At 72.1% G+C, this 16,017-nt stretch carries 17 protein-coding genes; 8 read left to right on the forward strand and 9 right to left on the reverse strand.

The window, feature by feature from the left end:
- The first annotated feature begins 116 nt into the window (after positions 1 to 116).
- Complete coding sequence (locus DSM112329_RS25935; protein ID WP_354699470.1) at positions 117 to 1,379, forward strand: DUF445 domain-containing protein; 1,263 nt, start codon at positions 117 to 119, stop codon at positions 1,377 to 1,379.
- A 10-nt stretch (positions 1,380 to 1,389) separates the two neighbouring features.
- On the forward strand, positions 1,390 to 2,130 hold the full coding sequence (locus DSM112329_RS25940) for an MOSC N-terminal beta barrel domain-containing protein (RefSeq protein ID WP_354699471.1): 741 nt from the start codon (positions 1,390 to 1,392) through the stop codon (positions 2,128 to 2,130).
- 221 nt (positions 2,131 to 2,351) lie between these two features.
- On the opposite strand, the gene DSM112329_RS25945 is transcribed toward DSM112329_RS25940, so the two are convergent.
- A complete protein-coding gene (locus tag DSM112329_RS25945) occupies positions 2,352 to 3,854 on the reverse strand; it encodes an MFS transporter (protein WP_354699472.1) in 1,503 nt (500 codons plus the stop codon).
- A 90-nt stretch (positions 3,855 to 3,944) separates the two neighbouring features.
- On the opposite strand from DSM112329_RS25945, the gene DSM112329_RS25950 reads away from it, so the two are divergent.
- Positions 3,945 to 4,622, forward strand: a complete 678-nt coding sequence (locus DSM112329_RS25950) for a winged helix-turn-helix transcriptional regulator (RefSeq protein WP_354699473.1) — start codon at positions 3,945 to 3,947, stop codon at positions 4,620 to 4,622.
- 15 nt (positions 4,623 to 4,637) lie between these two features.
- Here DSM112329_RS25950 and DSM112329_RS25955 read toward each other — a convergent pair whose 3' ends face one another.
- The 4 genes from DSM112329_RS25955 to DSM112329_RS25970 form a co-directional block, all read right to left on the reverse strand.
- Entirely contained in the window at positions 4,638 to 5,519 is an 882-nt protein-coding gene (locus DSM112329_RS25955; RefSeq protein ID WP_354699474.1) for an ABC transporter permease, read from the reverse strand.
- Positions 5,516 to 6,490 carry an ATP-binding cassette domain-containing protein gene (locus DSM112329_RS25960; protein ID WP_354699475.1) on the reverse strand — a complete coding sequence of 325 codons (975 nt, stop codon included), beginning with the start codon at positions 6,488 to 6,490 and terminating at the stop codon, positions 5,516 to 5,518. Before DSM112329_RS25960 ends, DSM112329_RS25955 begins: the two co-directional genes overlap by 4 nt.
- A 115-nt stretch (positions 6,491 to 6,605) precedes the next feature.
- On the reverse strand, positions 6,606 to 7,337 hold the full coding sequence (locus DSM112329_RS25965) for a hypothetical protein (RefSeq protein WP_354699476.1): 732 nt from the start codon (positions 7,335 to 7,337) through the stop codon (positions 6,606 to 6,608).
- A 3-nt stretch (positions 7,338 to 7,340) separates the two neighbouring features.
- Positions 7,341 to 7,868 carry an RNA polymerase sigma factor gene (locus tag DSM112329_RS25970; protein WP_354699477.1) on the reverse strand — a complete coding sequence of 176 codons (528 nt, stop codon included), beginning with the start codon at positions 7,866 to 7,868 and terminating at the stop codon, positions 7,341 to 7,343.
- A gap of 141 nt (positions 7,869 to 8,009) precedes the next feature.
- Between DSM112329_RS25970 and DSM112329_RS25975 the strand changes: the two genes are divergently transcribed.
- Complete coding sequence (locus DSM112329_RS25975) at positions 8,010 to 8,450, forward strand: MarR family transcriptional regulator (protein ID WP_354699478.1); 441 nt, start codon at positions 8,010 to 8,012, stop codon at positions 8,448 to 8,450.
- Between the two features lie 9 nt (positions 8,451 to 8,459).
- On the opposite strand, the gene DSM112329_RS25980 is transcribed toward DSM112329_RS25975, so the two are convergent.
- Positions 8,460 to 9,554, reverse strand: a complete 1,095-nt coding sequence (locus DSM112329_RS25980) for a citrate synthase 2 (protein WP_354699479.1) — start codon at positions 9,552 to 9,554, stop codon at positions 8,460 to 8,462.
- A 73-nt stretch (positions 9,555 to 9,627) separates the two neighbouring features.
- Here DSM112329_RS25980 and DSM112329_RS25985 point away from each other — a divergent pair, with 73 nt between their 5' ends.
- On the forward strand, positions 9,628 to 11,070 hold the full coding sequence (locus DSM112329_RS25985) for an amidase (RefSeq protein ID WP_354699480.1): 1,443 nt from the start codon (positions 9,628 to 9,630) through the stop codon (positions 11,068 to 11,070).
- 91 nt (positions 11,071 to 11,161) lie between these two features.
- On the opposite strand, the gene DSM112329_RS25990 is transcribed toward DSM112329_RS25985, so the two are convergent.
- Entirely contained in the window at positions 11,162 to 12,049 is an 888-nt protein-coding gene (locus tag DSM112329_RS25990) for an NAD(P)H-binding protein (protein ID WP_354699481.1), read from the reverse strand.
- Between the two features lie 180 nt (positions 12,050 to 12,229).
- Here DSM112329_RS25990 and DSM112329_RS25995 point away from each other — a divergent pair, with 180 nt between their 5' ends.
- A complete protein-coding gene (locus DSM112329_RS25995) occupies positions 12,230 to 12,493 on the forward strand; it encodes a 4Fe-4S binding protein (protein ID WP_354699482.1) in 264 nt (87 codons plus the stop codon).
- 12 nt (positions 12,494 to 12,505) lie between these two features.
- Positions 12,506 to 13,030 carry a hypothetical protein gene (locus DSM112329_RS26000; protein ID WP_354699483.1) on the forward strand — a complete coding sequence of 175 codons (525 nt, stop codon included), beginning with the start codon at positions 12,506 to 12,508 and terminating at the stop codon, positions 13,028 to 13,030.
- Positions 13,031 to 13,034: 4 nt separating this feature from the next.
- Here the strand turns inward: DSM112329_RS26000 and DSM112329_RS26005 are convergent, their stop codons facing one another.
- Positions 13,035 to 14,183 carry an Mrp/NBP35 family ATP-binding protein gene (locus tag DSM112329_RS26005; RefSeq protein WP_354699484.1) on the reverse strand — a complete coding sequence of 383 codons (1,149 nt, stop codon included), beginning with the start codon at positions 14,181 to 14,183 and terminating at the stop codon, positions 13,035 to 13,037.
- 45 nt (positions 14,184 to 14,228) lie between these two features.
- On the opposite strand from DSM112329_RS26005, the gene DSM112329_RS26010 reads away from it, so the two are divergent.
- Positions 14,229 to 14,993 carry a hypothetical protein gene (locus DSM112329_RS26010; protein ID WP_354699485.1) on the forward strand — a complete coding sequence of 255 codons (765 nt, stop codon included), beginning with the start codon at positions 14,229 to 14,231 and terminating at the stop codon, positions 14,991 to 14,993.
- 197 nt (positions 14,994 to 15,190) lie between these two features.
- Here DSM112329_RS26010 and DSM112329_RS26015 read toward each other — a convergent pair whose 3' ends face one another.
- Positions 15,191 to 15,901 carry a hypothetical protein gene (locus DSM112329_RS26015; RefSeq protein ID WP_354699486.1) on the reverse strand — a complete coding sequence of 237 codons (711 nt, stop codon included), beginning with the start codon at positions 15,899 to 15,901 and terminating at the stop codon, positions 15,191 to 15,193.
- Positions 15,902 to 16,017: the final 116 nt, after the last annotated feature.

The raw sequence follows: 16,017 nt of genomic DNA on the forward strand, positions 1-16,017 counted from the left end.
GAGTACGGCAGCAACCGACTTCGTCGGCCGCCACCGTACTCCCGCTGCTCGATGCTTCGTGCGAGGGGCCCCAGAAGGGGCCCTTCGTGCGTTCTCGGGCATGATCAGCGGTCCTGATGTCCGCCAACGTTCCCCTGATCACCACCGACCCCGGCGCCGACGAGGCCCGCCGGCGCGGGCTGCGACGTATGCGCGCGGTCGCCGGCGCGCTGCTCGGGTTCGCCGCCGTCGTCTACGTCGCCACCCACGACCAGGACGGCGCGCTCGGCTTCGTCAACGCCGCTGCCGAGGCCTCCATGGTCGGCGCGATCGCCGACTGGTTCGCCGTGACCGCGCTTTTCCGGCGGCCGCTCGGACTGCCGATCCCGCACACCGGCCTGATCCCGCGGCGCAAGGACGAGCTCGCCAAGGGCCTGGAGGAGTTCGTCGCCGGCAACTTCCTGCAGGAGGACGTCGTCCGCGAGCGGGTGGGCGCAGCGAACGTCGTCCTGCGCCTCGGCGTCTGGCTGGCCGACGAGCCGCACGCACGCCGCGTCGTGGACGAGGTCGCCGACGTCGCGCAGGCCGTCCTGCGGCGGGTGCGCGACGAGCACATCGAGGGGCTGTTCAACGAGGCGTTCCTGCCGCGCTTCCGCGACGAGCCGGTGTCGCCGGTCCTGGGCACGGTGCTCTCCGAAGTGGTCCGCGACGACCTGCACCACGGGCTCGTCGACCTCACGCTCGAGGAGCTGCTGCGCTGGCTCGAGCACAACCGGCGCACGTTCATGGAGGTCCTGGCCGAGCGCGCGCCGTGGTGGGCGCCCGAGAGCCTGAACGAGCGCGTCACGGCGCGTGCCCACGTCGAGGCCGTCGAATGGCTGCGCGACATCCGCGCCGACCAGGGCCACCACGCCCGCCGCGCGCTCGACTCGATGCTGGAGCAGCTCGCGCACGACCTGCTCGAGGACCCGGACACCCAGGAGCGGGCCGAGCGCTTCAAGATCCGCGTCCTGGAGCACCCGCAGATGCTGGCCTCCGGGATCTCGCTGTGGAACGCCCTGCGCGGGGCGCTGCTCGAGGCGCTCGCGGACGGGGACGGCGCGGTGCGCGCGCGGATGGTCCAGGAGACCATGTCCGCCGGCCGTCGCCTGCAGGCGGACGAAGCGCTGCGCGACCGCCTGAACGGCCTGCTGGCCGACGCCGTCGTCTTCGGCGTCTCGCGCTACGGCGAGGAGATCACCGCGGTCATCTCCCACACGATCGCCCGCTGGGACGGCGCCGAGGCCGCGCGGCGGATCGAGCTGCACGTCGGGCGCGACCTGCAGTTCATCCGCATCAACGGCACCCTCGTCGGTGGTCTCGTGGGCCTGCTGATCCACGCGGTCTCGGTCTCGGCGTAGCCTGTCCCGGATGGCCGCGACCCCTGCCGGGACCATCACCGAGCTGCACCGCTGGCCCGTCAAGTCGCTGGCCGGCGAGCCGGTCCCCACCTTCCTGGTCGACGACCGCGGGGTCGCCGGTGACCGCACGCACGCGCTCTTCGACAGCTTCAAGGACGCGCCGCGCCGGCTGACGGTGCGGCAGGAGCCGCGCATGCTCGCCTGGGCCGCGAGCTACGACGGGGTGGACGTCGGAGCGGCCGACCCACCGCTCGCGCGCGTGACCGGGCCCGACGGCACGGACTACTCCTGGGACGACCCTGCCCTGCCCGGCGCGCTGTCCGCCGACCTCGGCCGGGCCGTGACCCTGCGCCGCGACGTCGCCGGGCAGCAGGACCTCGAGCGCTCCGTCCTGATCACGACGCAGGCGACGCTCGAGGCGGTCACCGCCGAGCTGGGCTACGAGCGCCTGGACCTGCGACGCATGCGGACCAACGTCCACGTGGACTTCGGGACGACCGTCCCTGCCTTCGCCGAGGAGACATGGGAGGGTCGCCACATCACCCTCGGGGCGGCGCGCTTCGTGCTCCTGCACCCGTGCGTGCGCTGCGCGATCCCCACCCGGGATCCCGACACGGGCGTGAAGGACCCGCTGATCCTGCGCCACCTGACGCGCGAGCACGGCGGGCTCTTCGGGATGAACGCGCGCTACGTGGGGCCGGCAGACGGGACACGGGTGAGCGTCCAGGACGCGGTGACGGTCTCCGCCTGAGGTGGCGGCTCGCCGATCCCTGCAGGCCGCCCCGTCGCCGAACGTCGATTTCTCCGCGTCCTGCCGTGGGGGAACCGACGCTCGGCACACCAGCCCAGCCATCCCGGCGCCGAACGTCGGTTTCCCCGTGCGTGGGCGCGGGAGAACGGACGTTCGGAACGCGTCGGCGCGCGCTAGGCCGGTGGCGCGCGTCCGCTCGGCGCGTCGTCCGACGCCGCCGGTCAGGCCACCGAGTACTCGGAGTCGACCGGCGGCGGCGACGATGCATCGCCGTGGCCACCTGCAGCCGGCGGGCCGGCGACCGTCTGCAGCACGAAGATCGCCACCAGCAGCGCGACCCCGACCAGTCCGGCGCCCACGACGTAGCCCAGGTGGTAGCCGGAGTTCAGTGCGGTCGCCTCGATGACGCCATCCGCCCGTAGCTCGCTGGTGCGGTCGGCGGCCAGCGTCGCGAGCAGCGCCAGGCCCACCGCTCCGCCGACCTGGACCGTGGTGTTGATGAGCCCGGACGCGAGGCCCGTGTCGCTCGGGGTCGCGCCCGACATCGCGAGCTGCATCAGCGGCGGGAACGCCAGGCCGGCGCCGACACCCGTCAGCATCGTCGCGGGCAGGATGTCGATCAGGAACGTCCCGTCGTCCGGCGTGCGCGCGAAGAGCAGCAGGCCGCCGGTGAGGCAGACCAGCGTCGGGATCAGGACGGTGCGGGCGCCGAACCGCGACACGAGCTTCTCCGACGTGCGGAGGGACAGGATCGCCACGACAGCGGTGGACGGCAGGAACGCGAGGCCCACCTGAAGCGGGCTGTAGTCCAGGACCTTGGTCATGTACAGCGCACCGAGGAAGAACTGCGTGAACAGGCCCGCGACCGTGAAGATCATCACGAGGTTCGCGCCGCTGACGTTGCGCGAGCGGAACAGCCGCAGCGGCATCAGCGGGTTGGAGGTGCGCTGCTGGCGCAGCAGGAAGCCGGTGAGCAGGACGACGGCCACGGCGAGCCCGGCGAGGGTCCGCGTCGAGCCCCAGCCCTGCTGCTCGACCTGGAGGATCGTGTAGACGAACAGCATCAGGCCGCTGACGATCAGCAGCGTGCCCGGGACGTCCGCCCCCTGCTTGAGCCCGAGACCCTTGTCGTCCGCGACCAGACGGCGGGCCATGACGCCGGTGGCGATCCCGATCGGGATGTTGACGAGGAAGATCCAGTGCCAGCTGATCGCGTCGGTGAGGATGCCGCCGGCCAGCAGGCCGACCGAGCCGCCGCCCGCCGCCACGAAGCCGAAGACGCCGATCGCCTTCGCCTGCTCCTTCGGCTCGGGGAACATCATCACGATCATCCCGAGCACGACCGAGGAGGTCAGAGCGCCGCCGACACCCTGGACGAACCGCGCGGCGACGAGCACCTCCTGCGTCGGCGACAGCGCGCACGCGAGCGACGCCAGCGTGAAGACCACCAGGCCGACCAGGAAGATGCGCCGGCGGCCGGCCAGGTCGCCGAGGCGTCCCGCCAGCAGCAGGAGGCCGCCGAACGCGATCAGGTAGGCGTTGACGACCCACGCGAGGCCGGACTCGGAGAAGTCGAGGTCCTCCTGGATCGTCGGCAGCGCGACGTTCACGATCGTGCTGTCGAGGACGATCATCAGGACGCCCGTGCAGAGGACGTAGAGGGCCAGCCAGCGCTGACGGTCGGTGAGGGGCGTCGGCTCGTGCGGCGCGGTATCGGCGGTCATCTACGACAAGGAATAGCACATAGCTGCTGTCGATCGTCGGTCGCAGCAACTCATTAGTTGGAATATCCGACTCTTTGGTAGGATCGACCGATGGCACAGAAGAAGCGCACCTACGGGGACGCCTGCGGCGTCGCTCGGGCCCTGGACCTCGTCGGCGAGCGCTGGGCGCTGATGGCCGTCCGCGAGCTGCTGCTCGGCCCCAAGCGGTTCACGGACCTCCGTGACGGCCTGCCGCACGTGAGCGCCGACGTCCTCTCGCAGCGCCTGCGCGAGCTCGAGCGCGCGGGCATCGTGGCCCGCCGGACGCTGGCACCGCCCGCCGCATCGAAGGTCTACGAGCTGACGCCCTGGGGCCGGGACCTCGAGGACGTCGTCCTCGCGCTGGGCCGGTTCGGCGCCCAGGCGCCCGACTCCCCGGACGGCGTGGGCACGAGCTTCGACGCGCACCTGCTCTCGATGCGCACGCTGTTCTCCCCGCTGCGCGCCCGCGACTTCGCGCTGACGGTCGACCTGCACCTCGACGGACAGCACTTCCGCACGTCCGTCTCGGACCAGGTCTACTCGCTGGAGCGCGGCGACAGCGACGCACCGGACGTCGTGATCACCGCCGACCCCGGCGTCCTGCTGGACGTCGTGCACGGCCGTGCGGAGCTCGACGACGCCCTCGCCGCCGGGACGATCGCCGTCGAGGGTGACTGCAAGCAGGCGCGGCACTACCTGACGCTCTTCCCGCTGCCGGATCCCGCGGAGGTTCCGGCCGCCGCCTGAGGCCTCGGCGCGCCGTCAGTCCGACGTCACGCGGTTGAAGGCGCGCACGGCGAGCGGGGCCGTGATCGCGATGATCGCCACCGCCCAGATCACGGTGTAGAGCACCGGGTGCTGGAGCGGCCACGCGTCGCTCGAGCCCGCGACGACGTCCGGGTTGCCGAACTGGGCCCGCAGCGCGCCCGACAGCGACGTCACGGGATTCCACTCGGCGAAGGTGCGCAGCACCCCCGGCAGCGTGTCCACCGGGACGAACGTGCTGGCCAGGAACGTGATCGGGAAGATGCCGGTGAAGGCGACTCCCTGCACGGCCTGAGGCGTCGAGAGCAGGCTGCCCATGAGGATGCCCACCCACGTCATCGCGAACTGGAACAGCACCATCAGGGCGTAGCCGCCGAGGGCGTCGAGCACCCCGGTGTGGATCCGCCACCCGACGACCAGCCCCGCCAGCGACATCAGGATGATCGGCAGCAGGCCGATCAGGACCGCGGCCATCGCGCGTCCGGTGAGGACGGCGCTGCGGGCGATCGGCAGCGTCCGGAAGCGGTCGATCGCACCGGTGGAGCGGTCGGTGGTGAGCCCGATGGCGATGCCGAAGCAGCCGAAGACGACCGTCTGGGCGAAGATGCCGCCGAGCAGGAACTCCTTGTAGCTGCCGCCCTGGGGCACGGAGATCGCGCCGCCGAACACGTAGGCGAAGAGCAGCACGAACATGATCGGCTGGATCGTCGCGTCGGTCAGCATCTCGGGCTGGCGGCGGATGTGCTTCAGGCTGCGCCGGGCGATGACCCACGAGTCGCCGACCAGCGCGAAGCGGCCGGGCACCGCGGGCGGGTTGCTGCGCGGGGTCATCCCGGGCGTGGCCGCCGGGGCGGACACCGGCTTGGTCAGGTCGGTCATGGTGCGGGCTCCTCGCTCGCGGAATCGGTGGCACTGCGGCCGGTGAGCTCGAGGAAGACCTCGTCCAGCGTGGCGGCCCGCAGCGCGAGCTCGTCGACCTCGATGCCGGCGTCGGCCAGCGCGCCGGCGACGGCGGCCACCGCGGCCGCGCCACCGGTGGTCGCCACGACCACCGCATCGCCGTCGGCGTCGAAGGTCGCCTCGGCCCCCGCCGCCTCGGCGACGATCCGCAGGGCGTCGGCGCGGCGGGCCGGGTCGCGCAGGCCGGCGCGGATCTGCTCCCCGCCGATCTGGCGCTTGAGCTCACGGGCGCTGCCGCTGGCGATCACCCGGCCCTGGTCGACGACGAGGATGTGGTCGGCGAGGCGCTCGGCCTCCTCGAGGTACTGCGTGGTCAGGAGGATCGTGACGCCGCTCTCGACGAGCGTGTCCAGGACCTCCCAGAGCTCGTTGCGGGCACGCGGGTCCAGCCCCGTGGTGGGCTCGTCGAGGAACAGGACGTCCGGCGTGGCGACCAGCGTCGCCGCCAGGTCCAGGCGCCGCCGCATCCCGCCCGAGTACTTGCCGACGACACGCTCCGCGGCGTCGACGAGCGAGAACTGCCTGAGCAGCTCGTCCGCCCGCGCCTTCGCCCGGCTGCGGCCGAGGTGGTAGAGCTCGCCGATCATCACGAGGTTCTCGCGGCCGGTGAGCAGCTCGTCGACGGTCGCGTCCTGCGCGGCGAACCCGATCCGCCGGCGCACCTCGGTCGGGTCCCGCATGACGTCGTAGCCGGCGACGCTGGCACGGCCCTCGTCGGGGGCGCTGAGCGTGACGAGCATCCGCACCATCGTCGTCTTGCCCGCACCGTTGGGCCCGAGGACCGCGGTCACGCTGCCCGCTCTGACGCTGAGGTCGATCCCCGCGACCGCCGTCATGTCTCCGAAACGCTTGACGAGGCCGGTTGCCTCGATGGCCAGATCCGTACTCACGGCGACCACGAAAGCACAGACGGACGACGGGACGCGGTCCGGCGGGCCGTCCACCGCCGTCCGTCGCGCGGCGCCCCCGGGGACGGCGGGTTCGAGTCCCCGTGGCCCGTCGCCGTCAGGCGTTGGCCCACGACGCGAGCTCGACGAGCTTGGCGTCCGGCACCGTCGACGGCGCGTCGATCACGCAGGTATGACCGTCCTGGGTCCAGGTGACCGTCGTGCGCCCGTCGGCCTTCGCCACGCGGTAGGTCCCCGGGCCACTCCGGACGTCGCGGCCCGCGGGCGCCCCGCCGATCGGCTCCCCGGCGACGATCGAGTAGCCGAGCGTCGCGCCCTTCTCATTGCGGTAGAAGACCGTCCGCACGCTCCGTCCCGCAGCCTCGTCGGACCGTTGGCCGGTCGCGACCCAGCGGAACTTGCCCTCCCAGTCGGGGAACGGGAGCCCCTCGACCTCGGCGTCGAGGCTCGCTTTCTGGGCCGGGCCCGGCGGCGGGGCGGCCGCCGGCGCCGGACCTGTCGCGGGCAGGCGGCCGATCGAGGCGACCTGGACCGCGGTCGGCCCCCCGGGGCCGTCGCCCGACCCGCCGAGCGCGAGCACCAGGGCGATCACGGCAGCGGCGAGCACGCCGCCGCCGGCCAGGACGCGTGCCCGCGCGACGCCGAACCAGCCCGCTCGGCGCGCCGGGACCGCCTTCGCGCGGTCGCGCTCGATCGCCTCGCGCAGGGAGTGGGGTGCGAGCGTCCGTGGGTCGGCGACGGCGGCAGCGATCAGCGCCGCGCCGCGGTCGGCGAGGGCCTGCTCCTCGTCGGTGAGGGGGGTGGTGTCGTCGGGGTCGTGGTCGGCCATCGGTCAGCGCTCACCATCCAGGACGCCGGCAGGGCCCGAATCCATCCCGCGGGCCACCTGAAGGCGTGCGCGGTAGACACGCGAGGTGATCGTCGCCTCCTTCGTACCCAGAAGCGCGGCAGCCTCTCCATAGCTGAGGCCGACCACGTCGACGGCCACGAGCGCATCCCGGTAGACGTCGTTCAGGCCCGCGATGACGCCGAAGACCTCGCGGGTCTCCGCAGCACGCTCGGGCTGGGTCCGGTTCGACGGGTCGGCGGGTTCGTAGCCCTCCGGTGCGTCGACGGGCGCGATCCGGCGGGCGGCGGCCCGCCGCGAGCTGATGAACGTGTTACGCAGCACCTGCATCAGGTAGCCGATGTCGTCGTCGCCCCGGACGCGGCGCGGCTTGGCCAGCACCTTCGCGAACGTGTCCTGCACGAGGTCCTCGGCGTCCGTGCGGGAGCCGCACAGCGACCACGCTGCGCGGTACAGCCGGTCGACGTGGTCGCCCAGCGTGTCCGTGTCGAGGATGCGTCCCGCGTCCACCATCCGTTCGCGACGTTACCGGGACCGAGCGACATCGCGCCATGTCGTGGCTTGGCTGCGCGGCAGCCCGACGTCCGATGGTTCGCCGTCGAAATGATCGCCGTCCTGGATTACCGTCGCAGGCCACCACGTATCATCGAGGGGGTGAGCACCCCCGCCGCCGAGCAGACGTCCGCCGCCTCCGAGGCGTGGCGCCTGATGGGCCGGTTGTTCCAGGCGAACCGGGGCGCGCTCTTTCAGGCGTGCAGCGAGGTCAGCCTGTCGCCGCCGCAGGTCATGGCGCTGCGGCTGCTCGACCCCGAGCGGCCGATGCCGATGAGCGAGCTCGCCGGCCTGATGCACTGCGACAACTCGAACATCACCGGGATCGTCGACCGGCTCGAGTCCCGGGGGCTCGTCGAACGCCGGCCGGCCACCCACGACCGACGCGTGAAGCACCTGCTCGTCACCGCGGACGGCGCGGCCACCCGAGGTCGCGTGGAGGCGCTGCTCGCGCATCCGCCGGAAGCGCTGCTGACCCTCAGCGTGGCTGAGCAACGCCAGCTGCTGGCGCTGATCAGCAAGGCCGTCGCCGAGGAGCCCTAGGCGACCGCGTCAGGCGACCGCGTCGACCGGGCGCGGGCCTTCGCCGACGTAGATCGCCGTCGGGCGGATCAGGCGGGCCTCGCGCTTCTGCTCGAGGATGTGGGCCGACCAGCCGGCGACACGGGCGCACGTGAACATCGGCGTGAAGAGGTCGGCCGGGACCTCGGCCAGGTCGAGGATCACCGCGGACCAGAACTCGACGTTGGTCGCAAGGACACGGTCGGGCTTGCGCGCCTTGAGCTCGGCGAGCGCCGCCTTCTCGAGTGCCTCGGCGACGGCGAAGCGCGGTGACCCGAGCTCGGACGCCACCCGGCGCAGGACGCGGGCACGCGGGTCCTCGGCGCGGTAGACGCGGTGACCGAAGCCCATCAGCCGCTCACCGGAGTCGAGGGCCTGCTTGACCCACTTCTCGGCGTCGCCCATGGCCTCGACGCCCTCGATCATCTTCAGCACGCGCGACGGCGCGCCGCCGTGCAGCGGGCCGCTCAGCGCACCGACGGCGGAGGACAGCGCCGCAGCGCAGTCGGCCCCGGTCGACGTCACCACGCGCGCTGTGAAGGTGGAGGCGTTCATCCCGTGCTCGGCAGCGGAGATCCAGTAGGCGTCGATCGCCTTCGCGTGGCTCGGGTCGACCTCGCCCCGCCAGCGCATGAGGAAGCGCTCGGCGATCGTCGCCTGCTCGTCGATGACGGACTGCGGCACCCACGGCTGCCCGAGGCCACGCGCCGACTGCGCGACGAAGCTCAGCGCCTGCACGGACGCGCGCGCGAGGTCGTCCCGCGCCTGCTCGTCGCTGATGTCGATGACGGCCTTGTAGCCGTACTCGGGCGCCAGCATCGCCAGCGCGCTCTGGACGTCGACGCGATGGTCGCCGGAGCGCACGAGCAGGGGGTGCGGCTGCGCGGGCGCGAGGCCGGGCTCGAAGCTGCCGTCCACGAGCAGGCCCCAGACCTGCTCGTACGGGACCTTGCCGACGAGGTCCTCGATGTCGACGCCGCGGTAGCGCAGCGCCCCGCCTTCCTTGTCCGGCTCGGCGATGGTCGTGGCGAAGGCGACGACGCCCTCGAGCCCGCTCTGTACCGCGCTGGTGTCAACTGTGCTCATGGCGCGAGCCTAACGTCACGAAGTGAGGCGGTTCTTCCCTTTCCGGGCACGGCGGCCGCGTAGGCTCGCGTCCATGTCCGACGCCGACCTCCTCTTCCAGCCCGTGCACGAGCTCGCCGGGCTCGTCCGCGACGGGACGCTGTCCGCCCGCGAGCTCGTGCAGACCTCGGTCGACCGGATCGAGTCCCTGAACCCGCAGCTGAACGCCTTCGTCGACGTCTTCGCCGAGGACGCACTCGCGGAGGCCGACGGGATCGCCGCCGATGACCCCCGACCGTTCGCCGGCGTCCCGATCGCGATCAAGAACAACCGCGCGATCGCCGGCCGCCGGCTCACGGTCGGCTCGGCGCTGATGGACGACTTCGTCCCGCGCACGGACCACAACGTCGTCACGCGCCTGAAGGCCGCCGGCTTCGTGATCGTCGGCTCCACGACGCTGCCCGAGTTCGGGATCGTGCCCGTCACCGAGACCGCGCGCTTCGGCCCCACGCGGAACCCGTGGGACGTCGCGCGGACGCCGGGCGGGTCCAGCGGCGGATCGGCCGCCGCGGTCGCCGCCGGCATGGTGCCGGTCGCGCATGCCAACGACGGCGGCGGGTCGACGCGCATCCCGGCCGCCTGCTGCGGGCTGGTCGGCCTGAAGCCCCAGCGCGGGCGGATCTCGCTCGCGCCCGACCTCGGCTACCAGTTCCTCGTGCAGGACGGCGTCCTGACGCGGACCGTCGCGGAGACCGCCGCGCTCCTCGACCTGCTGGCCGGACCGGTCCTCGGCGACACCTCGTGGGCCCCGGAGCCGGCCGTCCCGTTCGCCGAGCAGGCGCGCCGCGACCCCGGGCGGCTGCGCATCGCGCTCACGACCACGATGCCGCTCGAGCGCACGACCGTCGACCCGGTCTGCGTGCAGGCCGCACGGGACGCGGGCGCCCTGCTGGAGTCGCTCGGCCACGAGGTCGTCGAGGTCGACGCGCCGTGGCAGATCCCTGGGCTCCTGCCGCTGTTCGCCGCCTCCTTCGGCCCGGCGCTGACGATGTCGATGGCGTTCGCCGCGACGGTGAGCGGGCGGCCGGTGTCGCCGGAGTCCGTCGAGCCGCTCAGCTGGGCGATGTGGGAGCAGTGCCGGTCGATGACGGCGACCGATGCGGCGCTCGCCGACGCGCAGCTGCAGGGCCTGGCCCGGCTGATCATCACCTGGACCGCCGGCTACGACCTCGTCCTGACGCCGGCGCTGGCGGAGGCGCCGGTCCCCATCGGGACGATCGACGCGTGCTCGGACCAGCCGCTGAGGGACTTCGCGCGGTCCGGCGCGTTCACGCCGTACACGGCGCTGTGCAACGTCACCGGCTCGCCGGCGATCAGCCTGCCGCTCTACGCGTGGCCCGAGGGCGACCCGGCGGCGGGCCTGCCGCTCGCGGTCCAGCTGATCGGGCAGCCGGCGGACGAGGGCACGCTGCTGGCGGTGGCCGCCCAGCTCGAGGCGGCGGCGCCGTGGGACGGCCGACGCGCAACGGTGTCCTGAGCCCGGCGGGCCGTGCGGCGGCGCCGTGGGACGGCCGGCGCGCAACGGTGTCCTGAGCCCGGCGGGCGGGCGCGGCGACCCGGGGGACCCGCTACGCCGTCCCGAGCACCGCGGCCATGCGCTGCGGGACGACGCCGAGCGCCTCGGCCTGCGCGGTCCCGTGGCGGCTGGTCATCGCCACCTGCAGCAGCTCGGCCTCGTCCCAGGTGACCGGGGTCCGGGACTTCGCGAGCGCCTCCGCCACGCGCAGCGCGCGGGACGCGATGAAGGTGGGGACGGACACGACCGCCCGCTCGCGTCCGGCGGCGCGCAGGATCGTGTGCGCGACCTCGGCGCTGCTGAGCGTGTCCGGGCCCGCGAGCTCGTAGCGGGCGGACGCGACGTCCGGGTCCGCGGGCGCGCGGATGATCGCCATCAGGCAGTCCGCGACGTCCTCGGACCAGATCGGCTGCGACCGGGAGTGCGAGCCGCCGGGCAGCGGCACGACAGGCGCCAGCGCGAGGCGGCCGATCAGGGTCGCCCAGTAGTCGCCCGGGGCGTAGACCAGCGACGGCGCGACGACGGTGTGGCGCAGCCCCGAGTCGGTGACCGCCTGCTCTGCGAGCGCCTTCGCCCGCAGATAGCGCGTGCGGTTGTGGGAGCCCGCGCCCAACGCGCTCAGGTAGACGAAGTGCTCGACCCCGGCGCGCTCGGCGGCCTGGACCATGCGCCAGGTCGCGATGCCGTTGAGCTCCTCGATGGAGCCGACCGACTGGTCCCGGATCGCGCCGGCCAGGTGGACGACGGTCTTCACGCCGCGAAGCGCGTTGCGGAACGAGGGCGGGTCGGTCAGGTCCCCGAGGGCGATCTGCACCCGCACGCGCTCGGGCCCCAGGCGCTTGGGATCGCGCACGAGGCAGCGGACAGGGACGCGAGCCGCGACGAGCCGCCGCAGCAGCGGCGTCCCGACCATTCCCGTGGCGCCGGTGAGCAGGAGCACCCCCTGAAACCTAGCGATGCCGGCCCGGCGGAGACCGCTGCACACCGCACCGGCACTCGCCTTTCGGCCCGTCACGAGGACCGTGATGGGGATCGGCGCGGCGATGACCCCCCACTGTCGTAGTATGCGGCAGCTGTTGAGCAGTTCGCCTTAGTCCACGGAGTCAGAGGAATTACCTGTATGGCCTACGTCATCGCGGAGCCCTGTGTCGGCACGAAGGACAACTCGTGCGTCGAGGTCTGCCCGGTCGATTGCATCCACCCCACGCCGGACGAGCCCGACTACGACAAGGTCGAGCAGCTGTACATCGATGCGGAAGAGTGCATCGACTGTGACGCGTGCGTCGAGGCGTGCCCTGTCGACGCCTGTTTCGCCGAGGACCAGATCCCGGACGAGTGGAGCAAGTTCGTCCAGATCAACGCGGACTACTTCGCCGGGAAGTAGCACCCGGAACTGATGCGCTCCCGTCCGGTCCGCCGCGGCGGGAGGCGCACAGCGGTCCGTGCGTCGGTTGCGCCCGTGCTGGCCGCCCTCGTCGTCGCGGCTGCGGGATGCGGCGGGGACGACGGTGACGACGGCGGCATGCCGTCCGCGGACGACTACTACGGCGCGATGAACACGTTCTGCATGGACGTGACCGCGGCCGCTCGCGCGGCCACCCGCACCAGCACGGCTGCCGCCAAGGGCCCGGCGGGCACGCGGGTGAAGCGCATCTCCACGTCCCTGGGGACGTTCGCCGACGCCGCCGAGGAGGCACTCGCCGAGCTCGAGGACGCCGGAGCCCCGGAGCGGTTCGCCAACTACCAGCGGGAGAACGCCGCAGGCTTCCGCCGTTACATCGTGACGCTGCGCGCGGCGGCCGCGGATCCCGACGACCTCGCGAAACTGCAGACGCGCGTGAACGCGATCGAGCTGCCGGACCCGCCGCAGGACATCACGACGAACGCGAAGTCCTGCGCGTCGTTCTCGCCCGCCGGCTGACCCGTCACACCATAGGGAGCGACATGCCCGACGGCGCGGGCGCCTCGGGCAGCGGGACGTCCGGCTGGATGACCGACAGCACCGGCAGCGGTTCCGGGGTCATCGCGATGATCCCGCGTGCCGCCTGGCGGATGTTCTGGGCGGCCGGGTCGTCCGGGTCGGTGATGACCAGCGGCGTGCCGGCGTCGGCCTGCGCCCGCAGCGGCATCGTCAGCGGGACGCTGCCGAGCAGCGGCACGTCCAGCTCGTCGGCGAGCGCCTTGCCGCCGCCCTCGCCGAAGATCGCGAACCGCTCGCCCGACGGGGTCGTGAACCCGGACATGTTCTCGATGACGCCGGCGATGTCGAGGCTGACCTTGTTCGCCATCTCGGCGCTGCGGCGCGCGACCTTCTGCGCGGTGTCCTGCGGCGTGGTGACGATGATGAACTGCGCCTGCGGCAGCAGCTGGCTCAGCGTCATCGAGACGTCGCCGGTGCCCGGGGGCAGGTCGACGAGCAGGTAGTCCAGCTCGCCCCAGGCGACGTCCTCCAGGAACTGGGTGAGCGCCTTGTGGAGCATCGGGCCGCGCCAGACGACGGCCGCGTCCTCGGCGACGAAGAACCCGATCGACATGACCTTGACCCCGTGCGCCGTCAGCGGCTGGATCTTGCGGTCGGCGGAGACCGGCGGCCGGTCGGACCCGAGGCCGAACATGCGCGGGATCGAGTAGCCCCACACGTCGGCGTCCAGGATGCCGACCTTCTTGCCGTCCGCCGCGAGGGCGGCCGCCAGGTTGGAGGTCAGCGTCGACTTGCCCACGCCACCCTTGCCGGACCCGACGCAGATGACGTTCTTGACCTGCGCGAGCGCGCCCTTCGGCATCGAGCCGCGGCCGAGCTTCTGCTGCAGCGAGCCCTTCTCGCTGTCGCTGAGGACGTCGAACGCGACGTTGACGCTGGTCACGCCCTCGAGCTCGCTGACGACGTTCGTGACGTCGGCCTGGAACTGGGACTTGATCGGGCAGCCCGGGGTGGTCAGGGAGACCGTCACGTGGACCGCGCCGTCGGTCGACACGTCGACGGTCCGGAGCATGCCCAGCTCGACGATGTCCTGGCGCAGCTCGGGGTCGATGACCGCGCGGAGGGCTTCGCGGATGGCGTCAGTCGAAGTCATGCGTCCCATTGTCGCAGGGTCGGTCGAGCACGTACCCTTGCGCGCATGAGGCGTGCGGCGATTGCGTTGATCTGCTCCGGTCTGCTCGTGGCCTGCGGGTCCGACGAGGGTGGCGGGACGGATCCCGGTGAGACGCTCAAGACCGCAGCTCAGCGGGTGAAGGACGTCGACACGCTCGAGGCGACGATGTCGTTCGCCACCGAATCCAAGCGCGAAGGACGCACCCGCTTCACGGCGAAGGGCACGTTCAACTCGGACGGGACCCGCGGCCGGATGACCGCGACGTTCCTGGAGGGTGGCGGCTTCGACGCCGGCGAGAAGATGGAGATGATCCTGCGCGGGGATGAGGGCTACATGCGGGGGAAGGCGTTCTCGGATCTGCTTCCCCCCGGCAAGCGCTGGCTGCACATGACCGACGACGAGCTCGGCGACCCGACGCTGAGCTTCACGCAGCTGTTCGAGCTGATGGAGAAGGCGGGCGGGATCGAGGACAAGGGCGAGGACGCCGTGAACGGCCGTCCAGCGCACCGCTACCACGGCGAGATGCCACTCGCGGCGGCGGTCGAGGCCATCGGGAAGGACCGCATCGCGCAGACGACGCGGGACCGGGTCGAGAAGCTGGCCGACTTCCGGGTCCCGCTCGACGTCTGGATCGCCCCGGACGGCCGCCCGGCCCGACTCCTGCTGGATCTCGACATCCAAGGGGAGAAGGCGCGCATCGACGCGACCATCACCCGCTTCGACCCGCCGCTGGACGCCGACGCGCCCCCCGCCGCCCAGGTCGCCGAGCTGTCCGACGTGACGCCCTGAGCCTTTAAAGACAAAGGGCCCACACAGAATGCGGGCCCTTTGTCGAGGGAGGAGAGGGTACTTCGACTGACGACGGGATATGAGGTCGTCAGACCTGACCGCGAACCCGGACCCTCTCGGCCGGTGCGGGGAAGTTCGAGACCCGTCCAGCGCCGCGCGCGAGACGCAGCGACTGGCGCCGGACGGGTGCGTGGGTGCTACGCCAGTGCGGCGACGCGCTCCACGACGGTGTTGCCGACCTGCGTGGCCGTCTTCGACGCGGACGTCACGACGTTGTCGACGGTGGAGGTGACGAGCTCGGTGCGGGCCTCGACCTCCTTGCGGATGCCGTCGACCTGCTTGTCGAGGTCCTTGCGGAAGGCCTTGATCTCCTTCTCGGCCTTGGTGCGGTTCTTCTTCAGCTCGCGCTCGGCCTTGGTGCGGCGGGTGCGCAGCTCGCGCTCGACCTTGGTGCGGTTCTTCTTCAGCTCGCGCTCGGCCTTGGTGCGGGCGGTGTTGCCGCGCTTCTCGGCCTTCTTGAGGTCGGCGGTGAGCTCCTTGACGATGAGGTCGAACTGCTTCTGGGCGGCCTCGACCGAGCCGTACTTGGCGGTCAGTTCGTCGACGGTCGCAACGACGCGGTCACGAGCGATGAGGGCGGCACCGACGGGGATGAGGACGGCCTTCTCGGCGTAGACGGCGGCCTTGTCAGCGGCGGTCTCGACGGTCGGCTCAACCTTGGCCTCGGCCTTCTTGGCGGCGGACGTCGCCGTGGACTTCGCAGCGTTCGCCTTGCGCGTCCGGGCGGCCTTCTGCCCCGTGGTCGAGCGCTTCGTCGCGGCGGTCGCGCGCTTCACGGCCGGCTTCTTCGCGGTCGTGGCGGTCTCGATGTTCTCGGCGGGGGTGGGGGCGGTGCGCTGGTCGGCCATGTGGCGTCTCCTGTTCGTCTAAGGATATTAGAACTAAGTTGTCCGGAGAATACCACCGAACATCTGTTTGTAAACCCGTCCGGTGAGGTTGTTACAGGGATGGTCACCGGACGGTC

Source organism: Paraconexibacter sp. AEG42_29, assembly GCF_040581415.1.
Classification (GTDB): Bacteria; Actinomycetota; Thermoleophilia; order Solirubrobacterales; family Solirubrobacteraceae; genus Paraconexibacter.